At 60.7% G+C, this 22,643-nt stretch carries 25 protein-coding genes; 12 read left to right on the top strand and 13 right to left on the bottom strand.

The features are described 5' to 3' along the window. Positions 1-2 precede the first annotated feature (2 nt). Together AABE10_RS33470 and AABE10_RS33465 are read left to right on the top strand one after the other, a co-directional pair. A complete protein-coding gene (locus tag AABE10_RS33470; RefSeq protein WP_342937390.1) occupies positions 3-3,158 on the top strand; it encodes an error-prone DNA polymerase in 3,156 nt (1,051 codons plus the stop codon). 22 nt (positions 3,159-3,180) lie between these two features. Beyond that, the gene (locus AABE10_RS33465; RefSeq protein WP_342937389.1) at positions 3,181-3,480 is read left to right on the top strand and encodes a DUF2471 family protein; all 300 of its coding nucleotides are present in this window, start codon (positions 3,181-3,183) and stop codon (positions 3,478-3,480) included. Positions 3,481-3,578: 98 nt separating this feature from the next. Here AABE10_RS33465 and AABE10_RS33460 read toward each other — a convergent pair whose 3' ends face one another. From AABE10_RS33460 to AABE10_RS33445, 4 genes are all read right to left on the bottom strand, one after another. Beyond that, complete coding sequence (locus tag AABE10_RS33460) at positions 3,579-3,815, bottom strand: hypothetical protein (RefSeq protein ID WP_342937388.1); 237 nt, start codon at positions 3,813-3,815, stop codon at positions 3,579-3,581. Between the two features lie 900 nt (positions 3,816-4,715). Beyond that, on the bottom strand, positions 4,716-5,219 hold the full coding sequence (locus AABE10_RS33455) for a hypothetical protein (RefSeq protein WP_342937387.1): 504 nt from the start codon (positions 5,217-5,219) through the stop codon (positions 4,716-4,718). A gap of 362 nt (positions 5,220-5,581) precedes the next feature. After that, complete coding sequence (locus tag AABE10_RS33450; RefSeq protein WP_342937386.1) at positions 5,582-6,007, bottom strand: CBS domain-containing protein; 426 nt, start codon at positions 6,005-6,007, stop codon at positions 5,582-5,584. 467 nt (positions 6,008-6,474) lie between these two features. Beyond that, positions 6,475-6,672: a CsbD family protein gene (locus tag AABE10_RS33445; protein WP_342937385.1), complete on the bottom strand. Its 198-nt coding sequence runs from the start codon at positions 6,670-6,672 to the stop codon at positions 6,475-6,477. A gap of 179 nt (positions 6,673-6,851) precedes the next feature. On the opposite strand from AABE10_RS33445, the gene AABE10_RS33440 reads away from it, so the two are divergent. Beyond that, a complete protein-coding gene (locus AABE10_RS33440; protein ID WP_342937384.1) occupies positions 6,852-7,073 on the top strand; it encodes a hypothetical protein in 222 nt (73 codons plus the stop codon). A gap of 126 nt (positions 7,074-7,199) precedes the next feature. Here the strand turns inward: AABE10_RS33440 and AABE10_RS33435 are convergent, their stop codons facing one another. Together AABE10_RS33435 and ligD are read right to left on the bottom strand one after the other, a co-directional pair. Continuing rightward, positions 7,200-8,225 (bottom strand): response regulator receiver protein, encoded by a 1,026-nt coding sequence (locus tag AABE10_RS33435; protein ID WP_342937383.1) that lies wholly within the window; start codon positions 8,223-8,225, stop codon positions 7,200-7,202. A 153-nt stretch (positions 8,226-8,378) separates the two neighbouring features. Beyond that, positions 8,379-10,286 (bottom strand): DNA ligase D, encoded by a 1,908-nt coding sequence (gene ligD / locus AABE10_RS33430; protein WP_342937382.1) that lies wholly within the window; start codon positions 10,284-10,286, stop codon positions 8,379-8,381. A 105-nt stretch (positions 10,287-10,391) separates the two neighbouring features. Here ligD and AABE10_RS33425 point away from each other — a divergent pair, with 105 nt between their 5' ends. From AABE10_RS33425 to AABE10_RS33410, 4 genes are all read left to right on the top strand, one after another. Then, on the top strand, positions 10,392-11,318 hold the full coding sequence (locus AABE10_RS33425; RefSeq protein WP_342937381.1) for a Ku protein: 927 nt from the start codon (positions 10,392-10,394) through the stop codon (positions 11,316-11,318). Between the two features lies 1 nt (position 11,319). Beyond that, a complete protein-coding gene (locus AABE10_RS33420) occupies positions 11,320-12,138 on the top strand; it encodes a tetratricopeptide repeat protein (RefSeq protein ID WP_342937380.1) in 819 nt (272 codons plus the stop codon). Positions 12,139-12,211: 73 nt separating this feature from the next. Continuing rightward, entirely contained in the window at positions 12,212-12,367 is a 156-nt protein-coding gene (locus AABE10_RS33415; RefSeq protein WP_342937379.1) for a hypothetical protein, read from the top strand. A gap of 445 nt (positions 12,368-12,812) precedes the next feature. Continuing rightward, positions 12,813-12,971: a hypothetical protein gene (locus AABE10_RS33410; RefSeq protein ID WP_342937378.1), complete on the top strand. Its 159-nt coding sequence runs from the start codon at positions 12,813-12,815 to the stop codon at positions 12,969-12,971. 8 nt (positions 12,972-12,979) lie between these two features. Here the strand turns inward: AABE10_RS33410 and AABE10_RS33405 are convergent, their stop codons facing one another. Continuing rightward, positions 12,980-13,669, bottom strand: coding sequence for an SOS response-associated peptidase (locus AABE10_RS33405; RefSeq protein WP_342937377.1), 690 nt, complete (start codon positions 13,667-13,669; stop codon positions 12,980-12,982). Positions 13,670-14,081: 412 nt separating this feature from the next. On the opposite strand from AABE10_RS33405, the gene AABE10_RS33400 reads away from it, so the two are divergent. The 5 genes from AABE10_RS33400 to AABE10_RS33380 all read left to right on the top strand — a co-directional run bounded on the left by AABE10_RS33400 (position 14,082) and on the right by AABE10_RS33380 (position 17,836). After that, positions 14,082-14,876, top strand: a complete 795-nt coding sequence (locus AABE10_RS33400) for a site-specific integrase (RefSeq protein ID WP_342937376.1) — start codon at positions 14,082-14,084, stop codon at positions 14,874-14,876. Between the two features lie 73 nt (positions 14,877-14,949). Next, positions 14,950-15,417, top strand: coding sequence for a hypothetical protein (locus AABE10_RS33395; RefSeq protein WP_342937375.1), 468 nt, complete (start codon positions 14,950-14,952; stop codon positions 15,415-15,417). 145 nt (positions 15,418-15,562) lie between these two features. After that, complete coding sequence (locus AABE10_RS33390; RefSeq protein ID WP_342937374.1) at positions 15,563-17,035, top strand: 3'-5' exonuclease; 1,473 nt, start codon at positions 15,563-15,565, stop codon at positions 17,033-17,035. Between the two features lie 42 nt (positions 17,036-17,077). Then, complete coding sequence (locus tag AABE10_RS33385) at positions 17,078-17,566, top strand: hypothetical protein (protein ID WP_342937373.1); 489 nt, start codon at positions 17,078-17,080, stop codon at positions 17,564-17,566. Positions 17,567-17,635: 69 nt separating this feature from the next. Beyond that, positions 17,636-17,836, top strand: coding sequence for a hypothetical protein (locus tag AABE10_RS33380; RefSeq protein WP_342937372.1), 201 nt, complete (start codon positions 17,636-17,638; stop codon positions 17,834-17,836). A 213-nt stretch (positions 17,837-18,049) separates the two neighbouring features. Here the strand turns inward: AABE10_RS33380 and AABE10_RS33375 are convergent, their stop codons facing one another. From AABE10_RS33375 to AABE10_RS33350, 6 genes are all read right to left on the bottom strand, one after another. Next, the gene (locus tag AABE10_RS33375) at positions 18,050-19,036 is read right to left on the bottom strand and encodes a DUF7221 family queuine tRNA-ribosyltransferase-like protein (RefSeq protein ID WP_342937371.1); all 987 of its coding nucleotides are present in this window, start codon (positions 19,034-19,036) and stop codon (positions 18,050-18,052) included. Between the two features lie 67 nt (positions 19,037-19,103). Further along, the gene (locus tag AABE10_RS33370; protein ID WP_342937370.1) at positions 19,104-20,906 is read right to left on the bottom strand and encodes a hypothetical protein; all 1,803 of its coding nucleotides are present in this window, start codon (positions 20,904-20,906) and stop codon (positions 19,104-19,106) included. Between the two features lie 85 nt (positions 20,907-20,991). Then, entirely contained in the window at positions 20,992-21,417 is a 426-nt protein-coding gene (locus AABE10_RS33365) for a hypothetical protein (RefSeq protein ID WP_342937369.1), read from the bottom strand. Positions 21,418-21,682: 265 nt separating this feature from the next. After that, entirely contained in the window at positions 21,683-22,066 is a 384-nt protein-coding gene (locus AABE10_RS33360) for a hypothetical protein (RefSeq protein ID WP_342937368.1), read from the bottom strand. A 90-nt stretch (positions 22,067-22,156) separates the two neighbouring features. Beyond that, complete coding sequence (locus AABE10_RS33355) at positions 22,157-22,438, bottom strand: winged helix-turn-helix domain-containing protein (RefSeq protein ID WP_342937367.1); 282 nt, start codon at positions 22,436-22,438, stop codon at positions 22,157-22,159. Further along, positions 22,431-22,643: hypothetical protein (locus AABE10_RS33350; protein WP_342937366.1), on the bottom strand; the 213-nt coding region annotated here is incomplete at its 5' end. The genes AABE10_RS33355 and AABE10_RS33350, both read right to left, overlap by 8 nt.

Raw genomic sequence — 22,643 nt, 5'->3', positions numbered from 1 at the left:
TCATGCTGCCCGCTTCATTCGGCCTGCCCGGTTATGCCGAGTTGCAGTGCGCATCCAACTTCACCTTCCTGCAGGGTGCTTCGCACGCCGAGGAACTGGCGACGCGCGCGGCGCAGCTTGGTTACGAAGCCATTGCAATCACCGACGAATGCTCGCTTGCGGGCATCGTGCGCGCGCACGTCGCGGCGAAGGAGGCGGGCGTCAAACTGCTCGTTGGCGCGCACTTTCGCGTCACGAACGCGGACGGCTCATCTGCCCTCGCCTTCACTGCGATCGCCCAGAACCGCGACGGCTACGGCAACCTGTCCGAACTGATCACGCTCTCGCGGACGCGCTCGGCCAAGGGCACGTATGTGCTGTATCCGCACGATCTTGATCATCCCGATCCGCCGTACACGCATCTGCGCGCGCTGCCCGACTGTCTGATCATCCTGACGCCCGATTTTCCGGCGAAGGACGCGCGCCTCGACGCGCAGGCTCAGTGGGCGGCGCAGACGTTCGGTACCGATCGGTGCTGGATGGGCCTCACCCTGCATGCCCGCGCGCTCGACGACCTGCATCGCAACGCGGTGTACGACGTCGCGGCGAGGCACGGGCTGAACGTCGTGGCGACCGGCCAGGTGCTGATGCATGTGCGCTCGCGGAAGCCACTGCAGGACACACTGACGGCAATCCGCCTGAACCGGCCCGTGACCGAATGCGGATTCGAACTGGCACCGAACGCCGAGCAGCATCTCCGCTCGCGGTTGCGGTTGGCCAACGTGTATCCGCCCGACGCGCTCGCGCAGACGCTAAGCATCGCGTCGCGCTGCACGTTCAGGCTCGACGAGCTTCGTTACGAGTATCCCGACGAACTCGTACCACCCGGCATCACGCCAACCGCGTACCTGCGGCGCGAAACCTATCTTGGGGCACATCGCCGGTACCCGCGCGGCATCCCGCACAACGTGCAGACGCAGATCGAGCACGAACTGTCACTGATCGCGGACCTGAAGTACGAGCCGTATTTCCTGACGGTGTACGACATTGTCCGTTTCGCGCGCAACGAAGGCATCCTCTGTCAGGGGCGCGGCTCGGCTGCAAACTCGGCCATCTGCTACTGCCTCGGGATCACCGAGGTGGACCCCGCTCGCGGCAATCTGTTGTTTGAACGGTTCATCTCGAAAGAGCGAGCCGCAGCCGGGGACGTGCCCGATATCGACACCGACTTCGAGCACCAGCGCAGGGAAGAGGTTATTCAGTACATCTATCGAAAATACACCCGAACGCGCGCGGCACTCGCGGCTGCCGTCACCACCTACCGCCCACGATCGGCGATTCGCGACTCGGGCAAGGCACTCGGCATCGACCCGGTGATTGTCGATCGCGTTGCGAAGGAGCATCACTGGTTTGATTCGAGCGCTGACCTGATGCGTCGCTTCGTTGATAGCGGACTGGACCCGGAGACGCCGATCATCCAGCAGTGGGCGACGCTCGCCGCGACGCTGCTCGGCTTTCCGCGCCATCTCTCCCAGCACGTGGGCGGCTTCGTGATCGCACGCGGCAAGCTTTCGCGGCTCGTGCCAGTGGAGAACGCATCAATGCCGGATCGCACCGTGATCCAGTGGGACAAGGACGATCTGGAAGCGCTGGGCCTGCTGAAAATCGACGTGCTCGCGCTTGGCATGCTGTCGGCGATACGCCGCACGCTCGAACTTGTCTCGCAGCAGCGCGGCGAGCCATTCGAGATGCAGGACATCCCCGCCGAAGATGAGGCGACCTACGACATGATCTGCGCGGCCGATACCGTTGGCGTGTTCCAGATCGAGTCGCGCGCACAGATGAGCATGCTGCCGCGCCTGAAGCCGCGCGAGTTCTACGATCTCGTGATCGAAGTCGCTATTGTTCGACCTGGACCTGTGCAGGGGGGTATGGTTCATCCGTACCTGCGCCGGCGGCAGGGACTGGAACCCGTCAGCTACCCGAGTCCTGACGTCGAACAGGCGCTCAAGCGCACGCTTGGCGTGCCGATCTTCCAGGAGCAGGTGATGCAGGTCGCGATGCTTGCGGCAGGCTTCAGTGCCGGCGAGGCGGACCAGCTGCGCCGTGCGATGGCCGCATGGAAGCGCAAGGGTGGCCTCCAGCACTATCACGACCGCATCGTTGAAGGGATGCTCCAGCGCGGCTACGACCGCGAGTTTGCCGAATCGATCTTCGCGCAGATCCAGGGCTTCGGCGAATACGGCTTTCCGGAGAGCCACGCAGCGAGCTTCGCCCTCCTCGTCTACGCAAGTTGCTGGCTCAAGCGCCACGAGCCAGCGGCGTTCCTGTGCGCGATGCTCAACAGCCAGCCGATGGGCTTCTACTCGCCATCGCAACTGGTGCAGGATGCCAAGCGTCATGGCGTCGGCGTGCTGCCCGTCGACGTGACAGTGAGCGACTGGGATTCAACGATGGAGGACGACGGTAGCATGGCGCCTGTGCGTCTTGGCATGTCCGTGATCCGCGGCATGCGTGAGGAAACCGCGCGGCGCATCGAAGCGGCGCGCGCGGTGAAGCCGTTTCGCGATGTCGCCGATCTCGCAAACCGCGCACAACTGGATCGCCATGACCTGCAGGTGCTCGCAGCCGCCAACGCATTGAAACGACTCGCGGGCGACCGTCGGCAGGCACTATGGGCAGCCGTCGCCGCCGTCCCGGAGAAAGATCTGTTGCGCGCGACGGCGCGCGAGGAAGAGGCACCCACGCTGGTCGCGCCAACGGAAGGCCAGGACCTGATCGCCGACTACCGTTCGACGGGCCTGACACTCGGCCGCCATCCGCTCGCCCTGCTGCGCAAGAAGCTGCTGTCAATGCGCCTGATGCCCGCCGAAGCGCTGGCGCGCTATCGCGACGGTCAGCTCGCGCGGTCATGCGGCATCGTTACCGTACGCCAGCGCCCCGGCACGGCGAACGGCGTGATGTTCATGACGCTCGAGGACGAGACAGGGTCTGTCAACGTCATCGTCTGGCAATCAGTGCTCGAACGGCAGCGGCGCGAAGCGCTCGGCTCATCACTGCTTGCCGTTTATGGTGTGTGGCAGCGCCAGGGCGACGTGAAGCATCTGGTCGCCCAACGGCTCGTCGACGTCTCTCACCTGCTTGGCGAACTGCCGACGGCGAGCCGGAATTTTCACTGAACTCTACGGAGAAGAAAGATCGATGGAAAACTTCAACGTGCTGTTTGATGCGCAGGCCGCCGTCGAGGCGGTGCTCCCGGATGTAGTTGCGCGGCATCGCTCCAAAGGCGTCCTGACGTGGAAACTGATCCACCAGATCGAGGAAGAAGTGCTGTCCGAAGTCCGCGCGGGCGGACGTTTCAGCCCGCGGCTGCTGCAGATGATCTGCGCGCCGGCCGCCCTTTCCTACCCCAACGACGACCGGCCCGTTTCGTTTGAAGGCCATGACTTCGTGCCGATCGTTTTTCTGGCGATTGACCGCGCATGGCGACGGGTACATTAAGCGCCGATGATTCGGCCGCCGCCGTTGTGCCCGGCGAAGTCGCGCTCCGGGCCGACGCCGTACAGCTGTTTCGTCAACGGATCGGAAAACAGTGTGACCTAGCGACCGCTTCTCTTAGACCGACGGTTTACTGAGATCTCGCGCCGAATGACGCGGCGGTGTTCAATCGCTAACCGAAGGCTGTCTATCAAAACGGCGAGCAGTTCCTCGCTGACCTCGCGCAATGCATTCCGCTCATCGAAAGACGCAATGCGTTTCTGCTGTTCCCGAATGAGTCGAATGGCGTCGCGAATGTGGCGGTTGGCGCGTAGCAGATCCGGTTCATCGTCCACCATTTCCCTCTCGCGCCGATACGTTGCGACGCTGGCACTATAGGGCGCCCCTGCGGTTAGCAATGGGCCTTTTCATTGAACCTGTCGAGGGGCACAATTGCTGGCAGTGCGAGCATTGGTGCGAAGGCGCATCCCATGTCCGGGATGCAGTTTCAATGTTCCGAAGGAACGAAAGAAGCCGGTGTAAGTCTCCGTCATTGCGCCCGAGCGGCGTCGGTTCACGGACAATGCGCCGTCCGCTCGTGAGCGCTTCGACGATCAACTCACGACGATGTTCAAGCCATGCGAGCTCCTGCCGCAATTGAGTCAAGTCCCACCAGGAGGGTATGGTCCTGGGAGTGGTAAGCCATCCGCGCATCTGCTTGATTTCGGCATCGAGGTTTAGCAACTCGACAAATCGATCTTTTTCCCTCATCGGCCCCCTCTTGCATAGGCGGTTAGTGCACGCGCCCACCTTTCAGCGCAAAAGCAGCAATGGGAAAATGTAGTGGTTTTTATTTGTTTTGCAAGGTGTCGCCAAGAAAACCGCTGCAGCCTGTCTTTTCATTCTGTGCGAACGACAAAGTAGACCGGACGCGTTACCGGAGAAACGCGCCCGGCCTGCCCTAATGCGTCGCTGGCCAATGCGCTAGCGACGCTGACCATGCCGAAGACGCCTGGCCTCTCAACTACCCTGAACTATCAAGTGTAAGGCAATGAGAAAGGAAGAAAGGAGGCTAGGCATCCCCGATCTGCGCCTGGCACGCCTGGCCGTTTTTTTAATCCTGGACGTCGCGCGAGGGCTGGATGCGCCGGCAAGTGTCGCCAGTTGGGCTCGATCAAGGCAGGCATGCGACGGAGACCGTCCTCAGATCGGCGGTCGCACGAACGGGCAGCCCGCGAAGCTAGGCGGCAAGCTGCTGCTCAAAGCTTTGGTGCGTCATCGTCGTCATCCTCAGCATCTCGCCGGGGGATGGGCGCGCGCAGGGGCTTCGACGTGTCAACGCCCATCAGCGCGATCGCCTGCCATAGCATGTCTGTTTGAGGCTTGAAGTCGAGAGTCCGCGTCGCGTGCTCAGATACTACACAGAGCATGCCGCAATGCACCGAAAGGGTGTACGACGCCACGTGCAAGGCGCGCAGCACGCGTCCCTCGTCCGTTATCTGTTGATCCATGTCGAGGTCGATCGCCTCTGCAACGCCGGGCATGGGAGGCACGGCAACAGTGCCGCTTTTAATCAGATGGATCGCGGGGGTGACGATCTGAAGCTGGGGCTCAAAGTCCAGCTGGAAGACGTCGTCCTCACAGTGCACCGTAAGGCCGTGGTGCGCCTCAAGCGTGCGGACGGCGACCTCCAGTGCATGAAGAATCAGCGCATTATCTGCGGCCTGTTTGTTCGCGCGCTGAACGAAGTTTGCCGTTTCCATGCTCCAGCTCCCTCGAGCGGGACCTGCGATCAAAGGCATCGCCGATGCCGGCCTCCCTACTTCCGTTTCTGCCTCCGGTCGTTGTTCCGGCGCAGACTCTCGCCACTTTTTCAGCCCGGTCGCCGAGTTTCCTCAGTCCGTGGTGATCCTCGCGACGAACGCGACGGGGTGGCCGACCGGCTCATTTTTTTTGGGGGAGGCTCTCCTGGCCGGCCAGGTTCTGGTCCCGGTTCGTCTCGGTCGGGCGCCTTCCGATGGCCCGTTAGACGTTGACGGCCTGTTTGCCACTCATCGCGGACGAATCGGTATTTACTCATAGTTCCCTCGTCTGGTGGTGGTGTTCGATCTGGACCGCACCATCGTTAACGCTTCGGTGCGGATGGCGTCGAAATCGCGCTCAGTGTCTTATACGCACCACCATCTGTGCTGGTCGCGAGGTCTCCTAGCGACAAGATACCGACGAGGCGCTTTTCGTTGTCCAGGACGGGTACGCGACGAATTTGCGCGCCTTCCATTTTTTTCCTGACCTCTTCGACGTCATCAGTCTCGTAGCACCAGTTCGGGGGACCGCTGACGATGCCTTCGATCGATTCATCCGGCGACAGGCCTTGTGATACCGCTCGTACAACGATGTCACGGTCGGTTAACATCCCAACCAGATCCGCGCCGTCACATACCGGTAGCGAACCAACGTTCAGTTCCTCCATCAACGTTGCCGCGTCCCTCAGGCTCTGGGTCGGCCCGATCGTGACTGCGTCACGTGTCATCACTTGCGCAACAGTGGTCATAGCGTGCTCCTTGTGAAATGACAGGGTTGATCACGGTGACTGCGCATTGCTCGTTCCACATTTGCAGCGTCGGCGTCCCGCAGGCCCTACGACCGCGACGCGCGTTGTGCTGTCCGGTTCTTTAGCCGCAATAATGCCGAGCGCGCCCGTCCGGTATCGAAATGTGGACGGACGGCCGCTCGCGGCACAATTGGCCTTTTTTATAGCGCCTGCCAATCGCTGTTGGTGTGAGACAGCCACGTGTTTTTTTATGATCTTTTGCTCGTAAGCCGCCGAATCGGCGAGGACTGAACGCCGTTCAGTGCGACGGGTGGTGGGCGGCAGTCAGCCGATCATCGTCCCAAGAGGTCACCCTCTTCGATGGGGGGAACGACCGCCAAAAGCCCGTCGACGCAACAGCGGCTCCGACATCGGCTCCCTGGGTAAAAGCGGCCGTCGGCGTTTAGCCAGCGGCGCTCCTTTCCGGGTCATAGCATGCTGTCGAAGTCCCTCAACTGTCGCTCGGCCTCATCGCGCGCGATCCCGTAGCGCTCCTGAATCCTACCGACGAGATACTCGCTGTCGCCGTCAGCCACCGCAAGATCGTCATCGGTCAGCTTGCCCCATTTGGCCTTCAACTTGCCCGACAGCTGTTTCCACTGGCCCTTTATCTTGTCTTCGTTCATCGTGTGCTCCAAGAGTCGATGTGCCAATGAACAGCAAGTGTCGGGCCTCGTGTTGCTTCTCTAACCAAGCCGAACTGTCCGGTGCGAGAATGCGATAGTGCAGCGCAGGTTCAGCGGAGCAGCGACGGGTAGCAGTCACGGGCAGTACAGTTTTGCGTCTGGATACAGGGGGCACGGTCATGAACGCGGTTCAAGACTACCGGGACTGGAAGTTGGACATCGAGCCGGTTGACGCGGCGGGGATGTACACGGCCCAGGCCACGATCTCGCGAACGAGTACGGATGCAGATGACGGATACTTCAGCTATACGTTCAAGAACATCGGCGTCTCGGACACAGCCGAGGGCGCGATCCGGTGGGCGGCTGAGTGGCTGCGTGGGTGGATAGACGACAACGCGTAAGCCCATACTGCCTTGGGGCATCGCCTTGACCGGATACAGCGCGGAAAAGAGAGCGGCTTCTCGGAAGCAACACGATAACCAGTTCGCGTTTCGGTCGGTGGCAAAACCACGACAGAGCGCTTCCCATCACCATGTTTGTGACGGTGCCTCCGGGGAGTCAGCTATCGCCTTGTCGCGTCTGCGCGACTGCACGTGCAGCCTCAGAGACCAGACAAGCCGGTTCAACTCGTGCTTCAGCACGAGGCGTCGCCATAGCCGCGCGGAGCTGAACGTGCGTCGATTCGCCTGCCGGCCGAGCAACGCTTTACAGCCCGGAAGGTGAAGCAGCGCGCAACCCCTGAACCATCGCAGGTCACGGTGCGTGCTGCCCGACCAGTGTCGTCCGACCATGCGGTAAGCACCGATGTCAATGATCGCCTGACCCCGTTCTGAAAGGATATTGAGGGCCGCGGAGATAAACGCCTCGTCGCCCTGATGGTTCAGGTCGGGAATCACCGCGCGGTAGCGACCGAAGCACGCGCGAGCGACCGGAACCAGTTGACCAACGAACTCCGCCGAGACAATCAGACACTCCCCGCCGAACCAGCGCGGATTGCGAAGAGGTCTGCCGGCAACCAACTCCAGGTCGTCGATGACGCGGGTGCTGCCGTATGCGGAAAATTCCTGGTCGGAGATGTCAAAAGCGCCCACGCCTGACGCATGGCAGCGCCGCAGTAGATCCGGATCAAGGCCGTGCTGGGCGATGACGTCAGTATCGAGCAGCAGCAATAGTCTGTTGGCGGGTAGCGTCAGTGCCATCTGTTCCAGCAGGTCGAGTTTGAAGTGCGCCCCGTAGAACCGGGTCTCTTTTGCCAGATCAAGCGATGGCCTCAGCGGGAAGACGGCCGGACGTATCTCAGCGTCCAGCCGGGAAAGGTAATCATCGACGAGATCTATCGCGTTTGTCGCGATAGTCAGCTGCGGCAAACCTGCGTTCAGCAGGCTGCGGTTGAGCGTCACGGCCTGGGCCACATAGCTGAACGCGTCGCCACAGCGCAAATTTGGACTGCCCGAGGCCTCTGCATCAAGGAAAACGAGCGCGCAAGGCGTAACCCCGATCTCAAGCTGTGCCAAAACCGGGCATTGAACTTGACGATAAAGCTCTTCGAGCATATTTTCCCCGGCTCGACTTTGTCGAATCAGGCAGGTTTTTCATATTGCCTGGATGGTGCGGCAACCTTGCGCCAAAGTCCCGCACGCAGGCGACATCCGGGCCGCTCTTCGCCAATTCGCAGCGGGTCGCCCTCGTCTCACGCGAGCTGACGGTCAACCCGTCACACGAACAGCTCGGCGCATTCTTTCGGTGATTTCCTGTTCCGCAGATGCAGCGCTGCCTTCCGACCGCAGCCTGGCTTCAGCGATGCCGGTCGTAACGTTCCAATCAGCCGCGCCACCGAGTTCACGCAACGCGTCCCACGTAACCGGCATTGATAACGGGAGTCCGGGTCTGGCACGCGGAGACAATGCGACCGCTGTCGTTGCGCCCTTCCCGTTTCGGAGGTAATCAACAAAGATTTTCCCGATGCGATTTCTCGGACCCGACACGGCAGAAAAGCGTTGGGGGATGACTTTTGCGAGATGACGCGCGATTGCGTGACTAAAGGCTTTTACTTCCTGCCATGTGTGGACCGGCGCAAGTGGCACGATGATGTGCACGCCCTTCCCTCCGCTGGTCTTGCAGAACGAATGTAGCCCTAGTTCGTCCAGCACCACCCGCGTCAATGTTGCAGCCTCAACCATAACGCTCCAGTCGAGTTGCGGATCAGGGTCGAGATCGAGAATGAAGCGGTCAGGATGATCGAGATCGGGCGCGGTCGCATTCCACGCGTGGATCTCGATAGTGTTCAGTTGGGCAAGCTCAAGCAGCGCTTCTCGCGTGTTCGCAACGAGCAGCGGTGCATGGCCAGGGTGCATCGACTGGGGCAACTGCGTAACGGCTTTCAGGCGCTGCCCTTCCGCGTGCTTTTGATAAAACATCTCGCCGTCGATACCATCAGGCGCCCGGACAATCATCAGCGGCCTGTCCTTGATGTGTGGCAAGAGGTAATCGGCGACGGCGTCGAAATACTGCACGACGTCCGCTTTCGTGAGACCCGTCGACGGATCAACGATGCGCGAAGCGTTGGTGATTGTCGTTCCCCGAACCCTCGAACTCGCGTCGCGACGACTATTTTCCGCCGGCGCGGCAACCGGCTTCTCTTCGCGGACTTCGCCCGCTTCCTTGTCCTCGCGCATCGCCTTCAGCACGCCATGACGGATCTCGCCAGAGGATGTCCATTCGAGGAACGACACTTCGACAACCACCTGCGGTCGCATCCAGACGAGGACACGGCCGCGCTCGGGTTTCGGCGGGTTAAAAAACGGCGTCTCGCCAACTGGTTCCAGACACTCGTGCAGCTCGCGCATCTGCGCGGGTCGCAACGTCGCCTTGACCGAACCGGCGTAGCGGAGACCACCGTCTCGCTCGTACACGCCAAGCAGCAGCGAGCGAATGCCTGCCGCGGCTCCCGCGCTTCTGCTGATACCGCCGACAACAAACTCCTGGCGCTGCAGGCACTTGACCTTCACCCAATCAGGTGAACGACCTTCCGTATATGGGCGATCGCCCCGTTTGCCAATAAGCCCCTCGAGGCCCATCCGGCAGGCGGAGTCGAGCAACGATTCGACACCTTCGGTGAATGTGTCGCTCAGCCGTATGTGTGCGGCGTCGACGCCCGCGAGCAACTGCTGCAGTGCGGCCCGCCGGTCGATGAGCCGCGCCGTCCGGAGCTCGCGACCATCAAGAAACATCATGTCGAAAGCGAAAAACGTCAGGCCAGCCGTGCGGCGTCGGGCGAACGCATTCTGCAGCGCCGAGAAATCGGGAATGCCGGCCTTGTTGAGTGCCACAATCTCGCCATCGATCCACGCTTGGCTGACCGGCAGCCGCGCGAGTGCTTCAGAGAGCGCAGGCATCCTCTCGGTCCAGTTGTGTCCGTTGCGCGTGAACAGTGTCACAGCACCGTTGTCGATACGGCAAAGCATTCGATAGCCGTCGAATTTGATTTCATACGACCAGTTCGAGCCGACTGGCGGGCGATCGACGAGCGTAGCGAGTTGCGGACGAATGATGTCCGGCAGGCTGCCCCCTTGGCCTCCAGCCGCCTGATCGGCTACTCTCGTTCTACGCGCCACCTGTCGCACCTCCTGAAACCTACCGGCGTCGCACTGACCGTTCCAGGCAGGCGTGCCGGCCGGGAAATTGCTGCTACCGGGAGCGCCTGCCAACGGGAGAATGTCATGGCCGCTCCGCGTTCGATTGCCTCGATGACCATCAGCTTTGGACTTGTGTCGATTCCCTGCCGTATGTTCTCGGCGACGGAATCCAAGTCTGCCGTCAGCTTCAATATGCTGCACAAGGACTGCGGCGCCCGGGTGCGTCAGCAGCTCTACTGCCCCGCTCATCAGGCCGTCATAGAGCGCTCCGATACCGTCAAGGGGTACGAGTTCGAGAAAGACAAGTACGTCGTTTTCGAGCCGTCCGAACTCGAGGCCTTCGAGGCGACCGCCAGCCACAGCATCGACATTGTCGCCTTCCTTCCGGCCGACGCGATCGATCCGATCTATTTTGACAAGGCTTACTATCTCGGGCCAGACAAGCGCGGCGCGAAGCCCTATCAGCTACTCGCGCAGGCCATGACGGAGACCGGCACGTGTGCGCTCGCCAAGTTCGTGATGAAGGGCAAACAGAACGTCGCACAGGTTCGTGCTGGACCGGAAGGATTGATCCTGCAGCAGCTTCTGTACGCCGATGAGGTGCGGGCGCAGTCGGCGATCGGCATTGAGAAGCCCGACGTTCAGCCAGCTGAACTGATGCTCGCCGAGCAGCTCATCGCGCAGTACCGCGTCGATTCGTATGACCCGGCGCAGTTCAAGGACGAGGAAAAGGAACGTCTGCTTGCGGCGATCGACCAGAAAATTGCGGGCAAGAAGATTACCTTGCAGCCCGCCGCGCAGCCGGAGGGCGCTGAAATCATCGACCTCGTTGAAGCTCTGCGGGCCAGCCTGAAGGGACAAGGTACGGCGGCCATGAAGCAAAAGCCCGAGGCCGCCGCGCCTGTCGCCGAGCCGGCCGTGCCGAAGCAGCGCAAGTCGGCGCGCCGCACTGTGACTGCAGAAACGCCCGCCGCGCCCGCACCGGCCAGAAAGACAGGAACCCGCAAATAGCATGACCCGCGAAGAACGTTTTCGCATGCGTGACGTGCAGCGGATGTTGGGCGTCTCGCGAACAGTGATCACTCAGCTCGTCGCAGGCGGCTTCGTCCAGCCAGCGCGCGGCCATGGCCGGGAGACGCTGTTTTCGTTCCGCGACGTCGTCATGCTTCGCACCGCCCATTCGTTGAGAAAGGCGGGCATCCCGCCGCGCAAGATCGTGCGGGCACTGGAAAACCTGCGCGCGACCTGGTCGCCCGACAAGGACCTCACGGCGATCCGGATCACTGCCGTCGGCGCCGACGTCGCCGTGCACGACCGCGCCGGGCCGTGGGACGCCCATACTGGCCAGTTGTTGCTCGATTTTGAGCCGACGCCCGCATGCGGCGGTACCGGCAACATCACGGAGATTCAAAAGCGCCGCGCGCCCGACGAATTCGCGGACGCTGCTGCAAGGGAAGCTGAGGGCGATGTGGACGGCGCCGAAGCCGGCTACCGGCGCGCCATCGAATCGGACCGGACCTATCTCGACGCGTACCTGAACCTTGGATGCCTCCTGTCGGAGTGCGGCCGCTACGACGACGCCATCGAGGTATGGCGTAACGCCCTGCTCGAAAACCCGGACCATCACCTGCTTCACTTCAATCTCGGCGTGGCGCTGGAAGACTCAGGCCGCCTCGAGCAGGCCCTGATCGCATACCGGCGCAGCATCGAACTGAAACACGACTTCGCGGACGCGCATTTCAACGCGGCGCGCATCCATGAAGAACTGGGCCAGCAGACACAGGCAATCCGCCACTACAACGCCTACCGGACATTGAACCGCGACGGTTGAGGGGCTTCTCGGCCCGTCGGGCATCTGGCTTGCTGTCCCTTTTTTGTTATCGTCCGATTGTAGGGGGCAAGCTATGGCAGAGCAGCACAAACCCGGCGAGATCGTGAAAACGTCGGGAATCTACAAGGTCGTTCACGAAGGCGACAGCAGAGGCGCGGTCTATGAGCTTCTACACGGTGCGACGCATTCGCACAAGCACAGCGAACTCGGTAGCGGCGACAAGACGTGAATAGTAAAAAGGGGCCAGCGGCAAGCCGCTGGCCCGAAGGCATTCTGGCTGTCTTGTAGGCCGCGCCAGAACCTGAGAGGCTTGCAGGGTACCCGGAACGCGGACGGTCTAATTCGTGAAGATGCGATCGCACAAGCCGCGTAATCCGCGGTCGGTACCCGCGCCCCACGGGTTAAAGACGCGTTGGCTGGAATTGTCACGGGGCTGCGCTTGACTTGCGCAGAGTGCGGCGTAGGCTGGGGTCTTCTTCAAGCAGAGTCGCCGGTCGAAATTGGAAAAATTCATCGTTGGACAGTGGGCCTCGCCGTGGGCGTGCGAGCCGCACCTTCCCGTCCGCGTGGCAATCAATGCTCACGAGCGCGCAATCGTAATCCTTCACCAACGCGTCGACGAGTCCTGGATTCCATTCGACCACTGTGACGACGGATACGTCAGGGACATGATCATGGACGAAATTGACATGGTCATTGAAGACCCCAAAGCGTACGGCATGCGAAGTCGCGGCGACATTCCTGCTGCCTGGGTGTATGACGAGGCACATCCTGGTGAAGTGAATATCGGCTGTCCCGTGCCGATACAAGTTCAGGAAAACGTATGCGATTGAGCACCCAGTCACAACAGCTGCTGTTGATCATCCCGCTCCGTTGCCGCCTTTTTTGGCTTGCGCGGCGTTAGAGGAAACGGCTCGGCGTGCATGGCTTCGACGGGATAGAGTTGAAGAAATGAGCGGGCCTCGTCGACCGATCGGCACGACAGCCAATCGCCGTACTCCGTCGGCGGCACGATCACCACCGAGCGCTTCTCGTCACCGGGCTTGTGAAACCGCTTCATAAGCGGATGCTCGTCCGAATTGACGGTCAGCATCGTGAAGGCGAGCGTCTGTGAGCCGTCGATCTCCTTCCACTGGCGCCAGAGACCCGCGATCGCGAGTGGGGCCCCGTCCGCCATGCCGATCTTCCAGCGCACCGCTTTTCCCGTCTCGTAGTTCGGCTCGAAGAACGTCAGGCATGGGATCAGGCAAAGCTGCAGGTTCTTCCACGCGCCGCTGAAGCTGCGCTTCTGCTCGACACTTTCGGATCGTGCGTTCATCGTGTCGAACACCTTCACGACCGGCGGGATGTGACGACGAGGAACGATGCCGAACGACGCGGGTACGGTCTCGAAACCGTCAAGGCCGCGACGAAAGACGGGCGCGAAATAGTCCTTGTAGATTTCCGGCTTGTACTCGAAGTCCGGCCGAGGGAACAGACTGAACGTATCCCAACGCGCGTCGTTCGGATTGGCTTCGTAGCTGGTGCACATTGCGACCCTCCTTGAGCCGCCATGATAGTCCAGCAAGCGGAATTGAGAGCGCCGGCTCTTGACTCAACGAAGGCGGCGATGCGTCCGCGGCGCTCGGAGCAAAATTTATCTCGGGATCAAAAGCCGTACAAAATCACCTCTCTTTCTGCGGCCCAAAGGTCGAGAACCCGATATAAAGTCTGGTCCATGCCGCTCAGCTCACTGATGCCCCATCCCGCTATAGACGTTTTTGACGAATCGCAGATTCGTCGGGGGTGCGGTCAACGCAAATTCAGTATATAAGGCGCACATGGACATGAATTCTTTGTGGCTATTTGCCCCGTCGGATGCCTATCGAATCTGGCAGGAAACGGAGGCCGTCGGGGCAGACCGACGGCCTTTCTCTGCGCGATCGCGTGTGCAGCACGCCGCAATGTTCGACCGCTTTCTCCGTCATATTCACGAGCGGCACGCGTCGGTGGCCACCTTCGACGCCGTGCAGATCGAATCATTTTTCAACGAGATCGAGAGTCGCACGACACCCGGGACGTCGACGCGCTTGCGATACGCCAAGATGCTGAACCGGCTATGCCGCCATCTCGTCGACATCGGGCTGCGTGCCAGCAACCCGGCGTCTGAAGTAAGCGCGTTTGCCCGTTGGCCCGAGGACGAGCCGCTACCTCTTTACCTCGATCAGGCCGCAGACGAGCGGCTGCAGGCGTGGACGAAGCCGTCGGAGTTGGATGATTCGCGAATACTTCGTAACCGGGCCATCGTTGCGCTGTTCCTGGGTGCGGGCATATCGGCGGCCGAGTTGCGTCAAGCGCATCGGTGCCATGTTGTCGTCGACGGCGTCAGGCCGAACGTCTATGTTCCCAAGCGCGGTGCCCGCGACCAACGGCGGGTAACGCTACCGCAGTTTGCATTGCCCGCTCTGCGCCGATGGAAGGACGTCAAGCCATCCGTGGATGACGCTCATCTCTTTCCGGCACCGGGTCAAGGTGGCGTGATGAACGACGTCCTTCTCGGCACCGTCGTGAAGGACGCGCTCGAGGGCATCGGCTTCGTTGCGCCCGACATGAGTCCGCGCATCCTGCGCAACACCTTTGCTCGCCGACAACTGCTGAGTGGCCGCAGCAACGAGGATACAAGCGGGATGCTCGGGCTTGTCAGCCAACGAACGGTTACGCGTCTGCGTGCCACGATCAGCGAAGCGCGCTCAGCTTGACTTTGCACGCAGCTCCGTAGGGTGGGTTACGCCGGTTTATCGAGATCGGCATAACCCAACGATCGGAGTTCGCATGCCTTATCAGACGGATTTTGCCGACATCGCGTATCCGGACGAGTCCGGGCGGCCCTGCGCATTGACTTTTCGCATCGCCATTACCGCCTCGTCGGAACGGCTCGCAGTCGTTCACTTGCGGCGCGTCAATCCGGCTTATCAAAGCCCGATGAGTTCGTACATCGTTCGCGATCGAATCCTCAACCGGATACTGGACAGCCACTTGCGCGGAATGCCGCTCAAGACGGTCAGACTGGTGGTGGAGGATGGCGACAAGGCTGCCATGTTTCCCATCGAGGTCGATTTCCAGGACTACATCGAGCGCCGAAACCCACACGAAGCAACGCCTGTCGCGACGGGGCGCGGCCTCTTCACACAGCGCGTGAAGATCCGGTCGGAATTTCTGCTCGCCGGGCTCACGCGCGTACATACCAGTCATAGCAAACCGGTCGCAGTGCCAAAGGACATCGCGCGCGTTTTACGATGATCGGATCGATCGGGCCGCGCAAAGAGACACGCTATTCATGCTCTTTTCCCGGCCCGCACACCGCTGATGCTGAAACACTACTCGTTGCCGCTTGACTTTACGGGTCACCAGATAGGCTGGTTAAACCATCCGCATTCCAAACATCATGAAAGAGATCAAGCCGACCGATGAGCAGCTCTTCACGCTGGATGCAGTCGCGTCCGGCGCAACGGTCAAAGTGAAAGCGTACGCGGGCGCAGGAAAAACGTCACAGCTGCGCATGATTGCCGAGCGCTTCAGTTCAAAGCGCGGGCTCTATCTCTCGTTCAACAAGGACATTGCAACGGATGCGAGAAAGAAATTCCCGCGCAACGTCACCTGTAAAACGGTTCACTCTGCCGCTTACGGAGCAACGGAAAAAGCTCTGACGGCACGGCTCAATCTACCGAAGGAGCCGCCTCACCATCTTGCGAGCAGGTATGGGCTTGGCCCGGTTCGGGTCCCGACGATCATCGGCAAGAACATCGAACTGTCTGCATTCCAGGTTGGGCGATTGGTGGCGGACGGTGCGGCGCGCTTCTGCCGATCGGCGCAGGACAAACCTGAGTTATGGCATATCCCTGTCGATGAAATGATCACTGAGGCGGCGGCCGAGGAACTGCGCTCAACACTGCTACCGTTCGTCGTACGCCACTGGGATGAAAGCACGGACCCAAATGGGAAGACTGCGATCACGCCCGACGTCTACCTCAAAACGTGGGAGCGGTCGCGCCCACAAATCGGTGCGGACTTCATCCTTCTCGACGAGGCGCAAGATAGCGACGGATTGATGCTTTCGGTTTTGCGTCGGCAGGAACACGCCCAGATCATCTACGTCGGAGATCCGTATCAGCAGATTTACGAGTGGCGCGGCGCGGTTAATGCGATGGAACACATCAAGGCGCGTGAATGCACCCTGACTGAGTCTTTCCGCTTCGGGCACCACTTCGCCGCGCTCGCTTCGCGTGTGCTGAATCTCCTGGGCGAACGAACCCCGCTCCGCGGGCAGTCGCACATCGAATCCGTCTTTTTCGAAGAGCCAGATCCGGCCAGGATATTCGATGCCATCCTGTGTCGGAAAAACGTGACCGTCATCGGGAATCTCGCGAATGGGCTGCAGGCCGGGCACAAGGTAGCCGTCAGGGCAAACATCGAAGAGATCCTCGCCTTCGCAGACGGTGCTGACCGCCTGATGCGAGGCGAGCGTACGTTCAGCCCCGCGTCTCTGGCGCTGTTCGAGACGTGGCGTGACGTGCAGGAGTATGCCGCCAGCTACGCAGGCCGAGACCTCCTACCCATCGTTCAGATCATCGACCGGGAGGGGACTGCCTACTTGCGCGATATGTTGTCACGCGCATCGCCGGAAGCAGAGGCGGACTACGTGGTGTCGACCATTCATCGCGCGAAAGGACTCGAATGGAACCGTGTAAAGGTCTGCGGTGACTTCCGTTTCAAGACGGACGATGACGGACGCACCACGTTTTCCGATGAAGAGAAGCGCCTGCTCTACGTCGGCTTGACCCGTGCGCGGTGCGAGATGGATGTTTCCGAACTGCGGAACGATCTACTTAAAGTTTTCAAGGACGCTGCCGAAAGGTAGTCAGGCACCTTCAGCATCGAAAAAATTCAGCGAGAGGAAATCATGTTCGAGGAAACACGGCAACAAGTCCAAAGCGTCGCCGAACTTGAGGCTTTACTGAGACGCGTCGCCGCCGACGTCAGGAGTGAGAACGGCGCGCGGCCAAACACGAGCGCGGCGTCGGAAGAATATCTCAAGAAAGGGCGATCAATCGTTGAGCTTATTCACAGACTGGAACGGGAGTATGTAAGGTTGACGGGGGACAGTCCGGCCGTACGCAAACGGGCTAAAAGCCGTGTCTACGAGTTCGTACAACATACGACTGGGCTATCTCGTGACTCCGTCAACCTCTATGCACGTTGCTACGAGAAATTTGCTGGAATGCCGGAGGCATTGGACCTTAGAATTTCAGATATGCAGTTGCTGCTGCCGGACGATGCTGACGCCGACCTCATCGGGTACATCGCTGAACGCAGGAGAGACACACCGGATCTCCGTCGCGAAGAAGTCCGCGAACTCATCCGAGAGTACCGGATGGTTCGGCTTGAATAGTCCGGGTCGCTGAAACATCGGCCTCATCGAGGGCGGCAACACTCAGGCTAAAACGACTCGGAAAACGACATGTTTGAAATTTGGGCGATCGAGGCGGACGGCAAGCGCGTCTTGGTACGCGACGACGTTGTAGAGGGCACCTTGGCCCGTGCGCTGGTCAGCGAAGGCAATATCGGCGCGGCTCTTCGCGGTGAACCGCACCGGTATGTAGCCGTTCCCGATCCGGATTCGGTCGATACAGGAGCAGAGTCAGAACGGAAAAACGTGTAGGTCGCGAATAGCTCACCAGCGGATCATCGCGAGACGGGGAGGCGTTCATGTAGACGCTATGTGATGAGCGTTGTTCGCAAGCCATGGTGATCGCGACCGCGATGCACGACCTTTATACCGGCGACGTGGCTGTGATGCTTCAGGGCGTCCTCGGAAAAATAAAAAGCCCGCGGTTCCGAAGAACCCGCGGGCGTGGTTGAAGAATGTGGCGGGTCAGACGCCGAAGCTCAGCCGGTACTGATCACCAGCGGCGGGCGACGCGCGGCGAGCCGCGGCCTCCATCCAACGGTCGATCTCCGCGATACGGTGAGCGATCGTGTTTGACACCCCGGCCTTTCTCGCCTTCACGCGCGCTGCGAAGTCGGCAGCCATTGAGTCAACGCTGGCCACCCAGTCATACATTTTCACGCGTTCCAGCGCTTGGCCCTTTACACCGAACAGATGGAGTTTGGCCCCGGCCGGAAGATGCCCTTCGAGGCCTTCGAGAATCGCGAACAAGCCGTGACGCGGATCGGTGAGATGCCGCCGACAGACAGAACCGAGGCCGATGAGTGCCGGCGGCGCAACCCACGGCGTCCAGCGCTCCCACACCTGCATCATGAGGTCGATGCTTCGGCGGTAATCGTCGACCGACCAACCCTGCGCCACGGGTACGGGAATGCGAACCATGTTCTGCACCGCGTTCGCACTCAGCGTTTGGGCCAGCTGGTCCTGCCACGCATATACCACCCGAAGCATGCCTTCGAGCAGGGTAGCCGTCGCATTCACCCGATAGTCGATCGCCTGCTGATCGACGGCCAGCTCCGGCTCACAACAAAAGTCCGGTTGCGCGACCCATGCCGCTCCGGAAAGTGACGCCAGTTCTACGAACTGTGCCATCGTCCACGGATAGACTCCGCCGATCCCGGCCTGCCGACCCTTCGACTGGAACAGCTTCATGGCGGTGAAGCCCGCGCTGTCCAACGCAAAATCGACTTCCGTCAGATCGGTGGCGCCAGGAATGCGGAAACGTCCCATCTTCGGGTTCCAGAAAGCCGACGCGGAAACCATTCCGGCAAAGCCTTCATTAAAGGCGTGAAACGCCAGCTTGCCGCCGCTATGGGGAATCCCGCCGCGGATCAACAGGCCGTCATCGACGTGCGCATTGAGTTGCGACATCGGCATGCGGCCGCATTCAGATTCGATTTGCATGATTTGCATAGCAATGCTCCAAGACAAACGGAGCAGCCCATGCGGGCCGCCCCGCATGGGTGTGAAAGACGACCGCTTACGCGGCCAACGGAAAGAGATGCATCTGTTGCCCCTCGAAGCCGCGCATCTGCGCGTCGCTGATCGCGTTCTCGATGAGGTGCTGGTCCAACCCGGCGGGTGTGAGATTCAGACGTTCGGCGAGGCGGGCGAAATATTGCCCGCGCGTCGCCATGTCCTGATAGCGCTGTGACGCACCCGTCGGTAGCGTCAGCATCGTTTCGTTGAGCCAGAAGCGCGCCGATTCGATTGCCGCATGGCCCTGAACACGTGCGTACCACCCGTGGTCGAACGTGCACGTCACGAATTCGCACGCCCGCGAAGCGTCAACGTCGAGTTGATCGCTCTCCTCAAAGTAGACGGTACGCTCTCCGCCCGTGGTCTGCGCATACGCGGATAGCCGGTCCGGATGCCGATACGGATTCCACTGTTCGGCAGCATAGTCGCGCAACCCATCGGTCGGTGCTTCTGCATCAAAGCCGCCGACCCGATACCAGCCATGCAACGGAATCGGGACTTTGGGGAAAACTTCTACCTGTGGAACGCGATAGCGGCGCCCGAGGCGATGCACTTCAAACCAGATCGATACGGCCGGAAACGCGTGCGGCGCGTAGTGATGCATCGACAGCATGAAATCGATCGCCACCAATTGGGCGGGGGTGATCATTTCAAACTGTATCTCGCACAGCTCGCGATTTTCTGGCGTATCGGGGATACGGCCGCTCGCGAGATCCGCATCGTGCTGCTCGGCGCGCTCCACTTCGAGTGCGTCGAGCGTCAGCAGGTACCGCAAGAGATTGATCCGCTCTTTGTATGAGAGCACATCAGGCTGAACCCGGATATAGCCGTTGTCGCTCAATGAACGGCCTACCAGCTCGCGCCGGTCGAGATCCCACTGCGTCGCGAGCAGATAGTTCCGGAAATCGTTCAGGCCGGACATATACGCGTACTCGGGCTCGCGGACCATCGATTCGAGCGAGCGATCCCGTTCGCCCGCCACGCAGCAGAAAACACAGCCGAACCGACTTCCGCACGCAGCACGCTGGCCATTCTCGCCTAGCACGACACCGCACATCCCATCGTTTGCCGCTCGATACAGATCCGAGAGGCGTTCAATGGTCCGTTGCGAGAAGGCACACGGAAAGGGCCGCTTCGCTTCATCAACGAAGAGCGTGAGCATCATCCAGACGTCGTCAGTCGTCCAGTCACGCAGCGGTGACACGGCGAGTGCGCCCCGGGTATCACGAACAGCCGCGCTCGCGCTTTCACCCCGTTCGATCATTGCCGCACCCCGGGCCGCGCTTTCCGCAAGCCTGGTGCCGAGAACGGTCACGATTTCGCGATCGCCGCGCGTGGCCGCGTCGCGCTCGAGGGCCGCACGCAAACGCCCTTGTGGGATCAATTTCCAGTCGGTCGCGCAAGCGCGAATGCGTTTGCCATTTCGCACGCCGTTCTGCGGCGTACGAATCAGCGTGCCACGACCGATAGTCGATACAACGAACTGCGCGGCGAGCGATGGCGTGGCAATGTGGGTCGTCACCGATATTGCCTGCCTGTCGGCAAAGTGATCGATCTCTTCGAGCATCGTCTCGATGTGTCGCGCAAGGCTGCTGTTCTCGATCGTGGTGTCCGCCGTCGAGATGTAATGACCTGGTTGCGATTCGCTGGTCTTCCCGATGCGGCGCACGGCCTCCAGCATGAGGATGGTGGCGCAGGTCGAGTCCTTGCCGCTTACGGTCCCGCAAAGCGGATGACCGGCACGGATGAGGCCGATGAGTGCCGCAATCGCGGCTTCCATCTTGAGTATGATTTCGTCAAACATGATTGCTCCGGTTTCGGGAGCACTCCCCTGCGGGAGTGTCTCCCACAGGGATTAGTGAATTGATAGGGTTAGTCAGCGAGTGCGGCTATTTCATCCACCATCTGGAGGTAGGTGATGAGGCCTTGCTGATGCTTTTGCATGATGGCCGCACGTCGAATACCCCGCGCCCAGCGAGCGGTTGAACCGACGCGGCGACAGCTTCTGGAAGCGAGTCAAAGCACATGTGGCCGATGAAGCCGTCCTGGTCGAACTGCTGCACTCGCCATTCCTTCGCGCCGGAGGCATCCGGGAGTGCAAATGCCCACGACTCGCGCCCGTTCATGCGGCACTCGATACCGGCCGGGTGGCCGTCATACGAAGACATGAGGCGTTGGTATGCGATCTGCAACGGACGGACTTCGTCACGCAAGAGACGGGCGAAGTCTGCTGGGATGTCATCTGATGCGGCACAGACAGTTTCCCAGGCCGAGGAACGGTAACGTTTGATGGTGCTGCGATGGATGCTGTTCATGGAGGCTCCAGTGGATGGGAGCCCTCCCCTGTGGGGAGATAGCTCCCACAGGGACAAAAAAGAAAGGCCCGCACGGAGCGAGCCTGTCGATGCGCCAGTGGCGCGGGTTGTCTACACAGCGTAACGCCAGAAATTGGCCGTGACACCATGGAAAGATGCTGTATTTGCGTTCCCTTTCGCCAAAGCGATGTTTAATAAAAAAAGGCCCGTCGAAGCCTCCGGGTTGGAGACTCACGACGGGCGGGTGCAGGTTGTCGAAAGCCGCCTATGCAGGTTCGGCCACAACTATGTGTGTCATCCATGCGGACGCCGATGGCAGGCGGCCAACGAGCGCCAGAAGCTCCATGTCTTCAGCGCCGCGCGCCTCAACGCTGGAACCGTTCAGAATCGCGGCCTGTAGATAAAACAGGAATGCGAGACCGTCTGGCCCATGCTCTTCGGCGACCGCACCGAGCGATTCGACTTCGTCGAACAGCTCGCGCACGAACAGCGATGAGAGGCCCGCGCGATGCATGGTCACGATGGCATTGACCGCGATATCAGCGCCGGCGCCAGGATTGTTATCAGGAATGTCCGTGCCGTTGATTGCCTTGGATTCGACCAGGCAACGCATCACGTCGTCGAAAAAATCACTGCAGGAGTACGTCATCGATTTGCTCCAGAGAATAGTGCAAGCAAACCGCGCCAACCGGGCGGTTTGCCCCGTTGGGAACGTGAATAGAAATGAAGGTTTGCGGTGTCAGGCGGAGTGAGCAACCTGCTGACCGAGGACAATGGTCCCGCCGCGACCAACGTTGCTGCGAATCAGACCGCGACGTGCCGCCTCGCGAAACGCCGCATTCACCGTGTTCAGGTGGAAGCCAAGGTCGTCGGCAATCGCCCGCTGTGATGGAAGCCGGTCTCCGGGTGCGAAGATGCCGAGGCTAATCGCTTCTTCGATCTGGGCAGCGATTGCCAGATAGACACGTCCGCGCAGACGCGCAAAATCAGGACGCCAGCCCTGCTTCGGGTCCTTAAACATTGCTGTACCTCAAATGCCGGTCGAACGGCGACGGGTTTGCGCGTAAGGCTCGGGCGCCCGCGCCATGGTTGCCCATTGCTGCAACGGACTGCTGTTCCCAGAGCAAACAGCCAAGCGCCAGTAACGCTCCAATCACAGCCGCGGTTGCAATCTGCTTTTTCATGATCGCCTCTAAGTTTAAGCGAGAAGCCCCGACGCTCTGTCG

The organism is Paraburkholderia diazotrophica, from assembly GCF_038900755.1.
In the GTDB taxonomy this organism is placed as follows: domain Bacteria; phylum Pseudomonadota; class Gammaproteobacteria; order Burkholderiales; family Burkholderiaceae; genus Paraburkholderia; species Paraburkholderia diazotrophica_A.
This window is presented reverse-complemented; position numbering and strand designations above follow the sequence as displayed.

Coding starts and splice junctions, on each gene's coding strand:
- AABE10_RS33470 (WP_342937390.1), top strand. CDS start 3: ATGCTGCCCGCTTCATTCGGCCTGCCCGGTTATGCCGAGTTGCAGTGC.
- AABE10_RS33465 (WP_342937389.1), top strand. CDS start 3,181: ATGGAAAACTTCAACGTGCTGTTTGATGCGCAGGCCGCCGTCGAGGCG.
- AABE10_RS33460 (WP_342937388.1), bottom strand. CDS start 3,815: ATGGTGGACGATGAACCGGATCTGCTACGCGCCAACCGCCACATTCGC.
- AABE10_RS33455 (WP_342937387.1), bottom strand. CDS start 5,219: ATGGAAACGGCAAACTTCGTTCAGCGCGCGAACAAACAGGCCGCAGAT.
- AABE10_RS33450 (WP_342937386.1), bottom strand. CDS start 6,007: ATGACCACTGTTGCGCAAGTGATGACACGTGACGCAGTCACGATCGGG.
- AABE10_RS33445 (WP_342937385.1), bottom strand. CDS start 6,672: ATGAACGAAGACAAGATAAAGGGCCAGTGGAAACAGCTGTCGGGCAAG.
- AABE10_RS33440 (WP_342937384.1), top strand. CDS start 6,852: ATGAACGCGGTTCAAGACTACCGGGACTGGAAGTTGGACATCGAGCCG.
- AABE10_RS33435 (WP_342937383.1), bottom strand. CDS start 8,225: ATGCTCGAAGAGCTTTATCGTCAAGTTCAATGCCCGGTTTTGGCACAG.
- AABE10_RS33425 (WP_342937381.1), top strand. CDS start 10,392: ATGGCCGCTCCGCGTTCGATTGCCTCGATGACCATCAGCTTTGGACTT.
- AABE10_RS33420 (WP_342937380.1), top strand. CDS start 11,320: ATGACCCGCGAAGAACGTTTTCGCATGCGTGACGTGCAGCGGATGTTG.
- AABE10_RS33415 (WP_342937379.1), top strand. CDS start 12,212: ATGGCAGAGCAGCACAAACCCGGCGAGATCGTGAAAACGTCGGGAATC.
- AABE10_RS33410 (WP_342937378.1), top strand. CDS start 12,813: ATGGACGAAATTGACATGGTCATTGAAGACCCCAAAGCGTACGGCATG.
- AABE10_RS33405 (WP_342937377.1), bottom strand. CDS start 13,669: ATGTGCACCAGCTACGAAGCCAATCCGAACGACGCGCGTTGGGATACG.
- AABE10_RS33400 (WP_342937376.1), top strand. CDS start 14,082: ATGTTCGACCGCTTTCTCCGTCATATTCACGAGCGGCACGCGTCGGTG.
- AABE10_RS33395 (WP_342937375.1), top strand. CDS start 14,950: ATGCCTTATCAGACGGATTTTGCCGACATCGCGTATCCGGACGAGTCC.
- AABE10_RS33390 (WP_342937374.1), top strand. CDS start 15,563: ATGAAAGAGATCAAGCCGACCGATGAGCAGCTCTTCACGCTGGATGCA.
- AABE10_RS33385 (WP_342937373.1), top strand. CDS start 17,078: ATGTTCGAGGAAACACGGCAACAAGTCCAAAGCGTCGCCGAACTTGAG.
- AABE10_RS33380 (WP_342937372.1), top strand. CDS start 17,636: ATGTTTGAAATTTGGGCGATCGAGGCGGACGGCAAGCGCGTCTTGGTA.
- AABE10_RS33375 (WP_342937371.1), bottom strand. CDS start 19,036: ATGCAAATCATGCAAATCGAATCTGAATGCGGCCGCATGCCGATGTCG.
- AABE10_RS33370 (WP_342937370.1), bottom strand. CDS start 20,906: ATGTTTGACGAAATCATACTCAAGATGGAAGCCGCGATTGCGGCACTC.
- AABE10_RS33365 (WP_342937369.1), bottom strand. CDS start 21,417: ATGAACAGCATCCATCGCAGCACCATCAAACGTTACCGTTCCTCGGCC.
- AABE10_RS33360 (WP_342937368.1), bottom strand. CDS start 22,066: ATGACGTACTCCTGCAGTGATTTTTTCGACGACGTGATGCGTTGCCTG.
- AABE10_RS33355 (WP_342937367.1), bottom strand. CDS start 22,438: ATGTTTAAGGACCCGAAGCAGGGCTGGCGTCCTGATTTTGCGCGTCTG.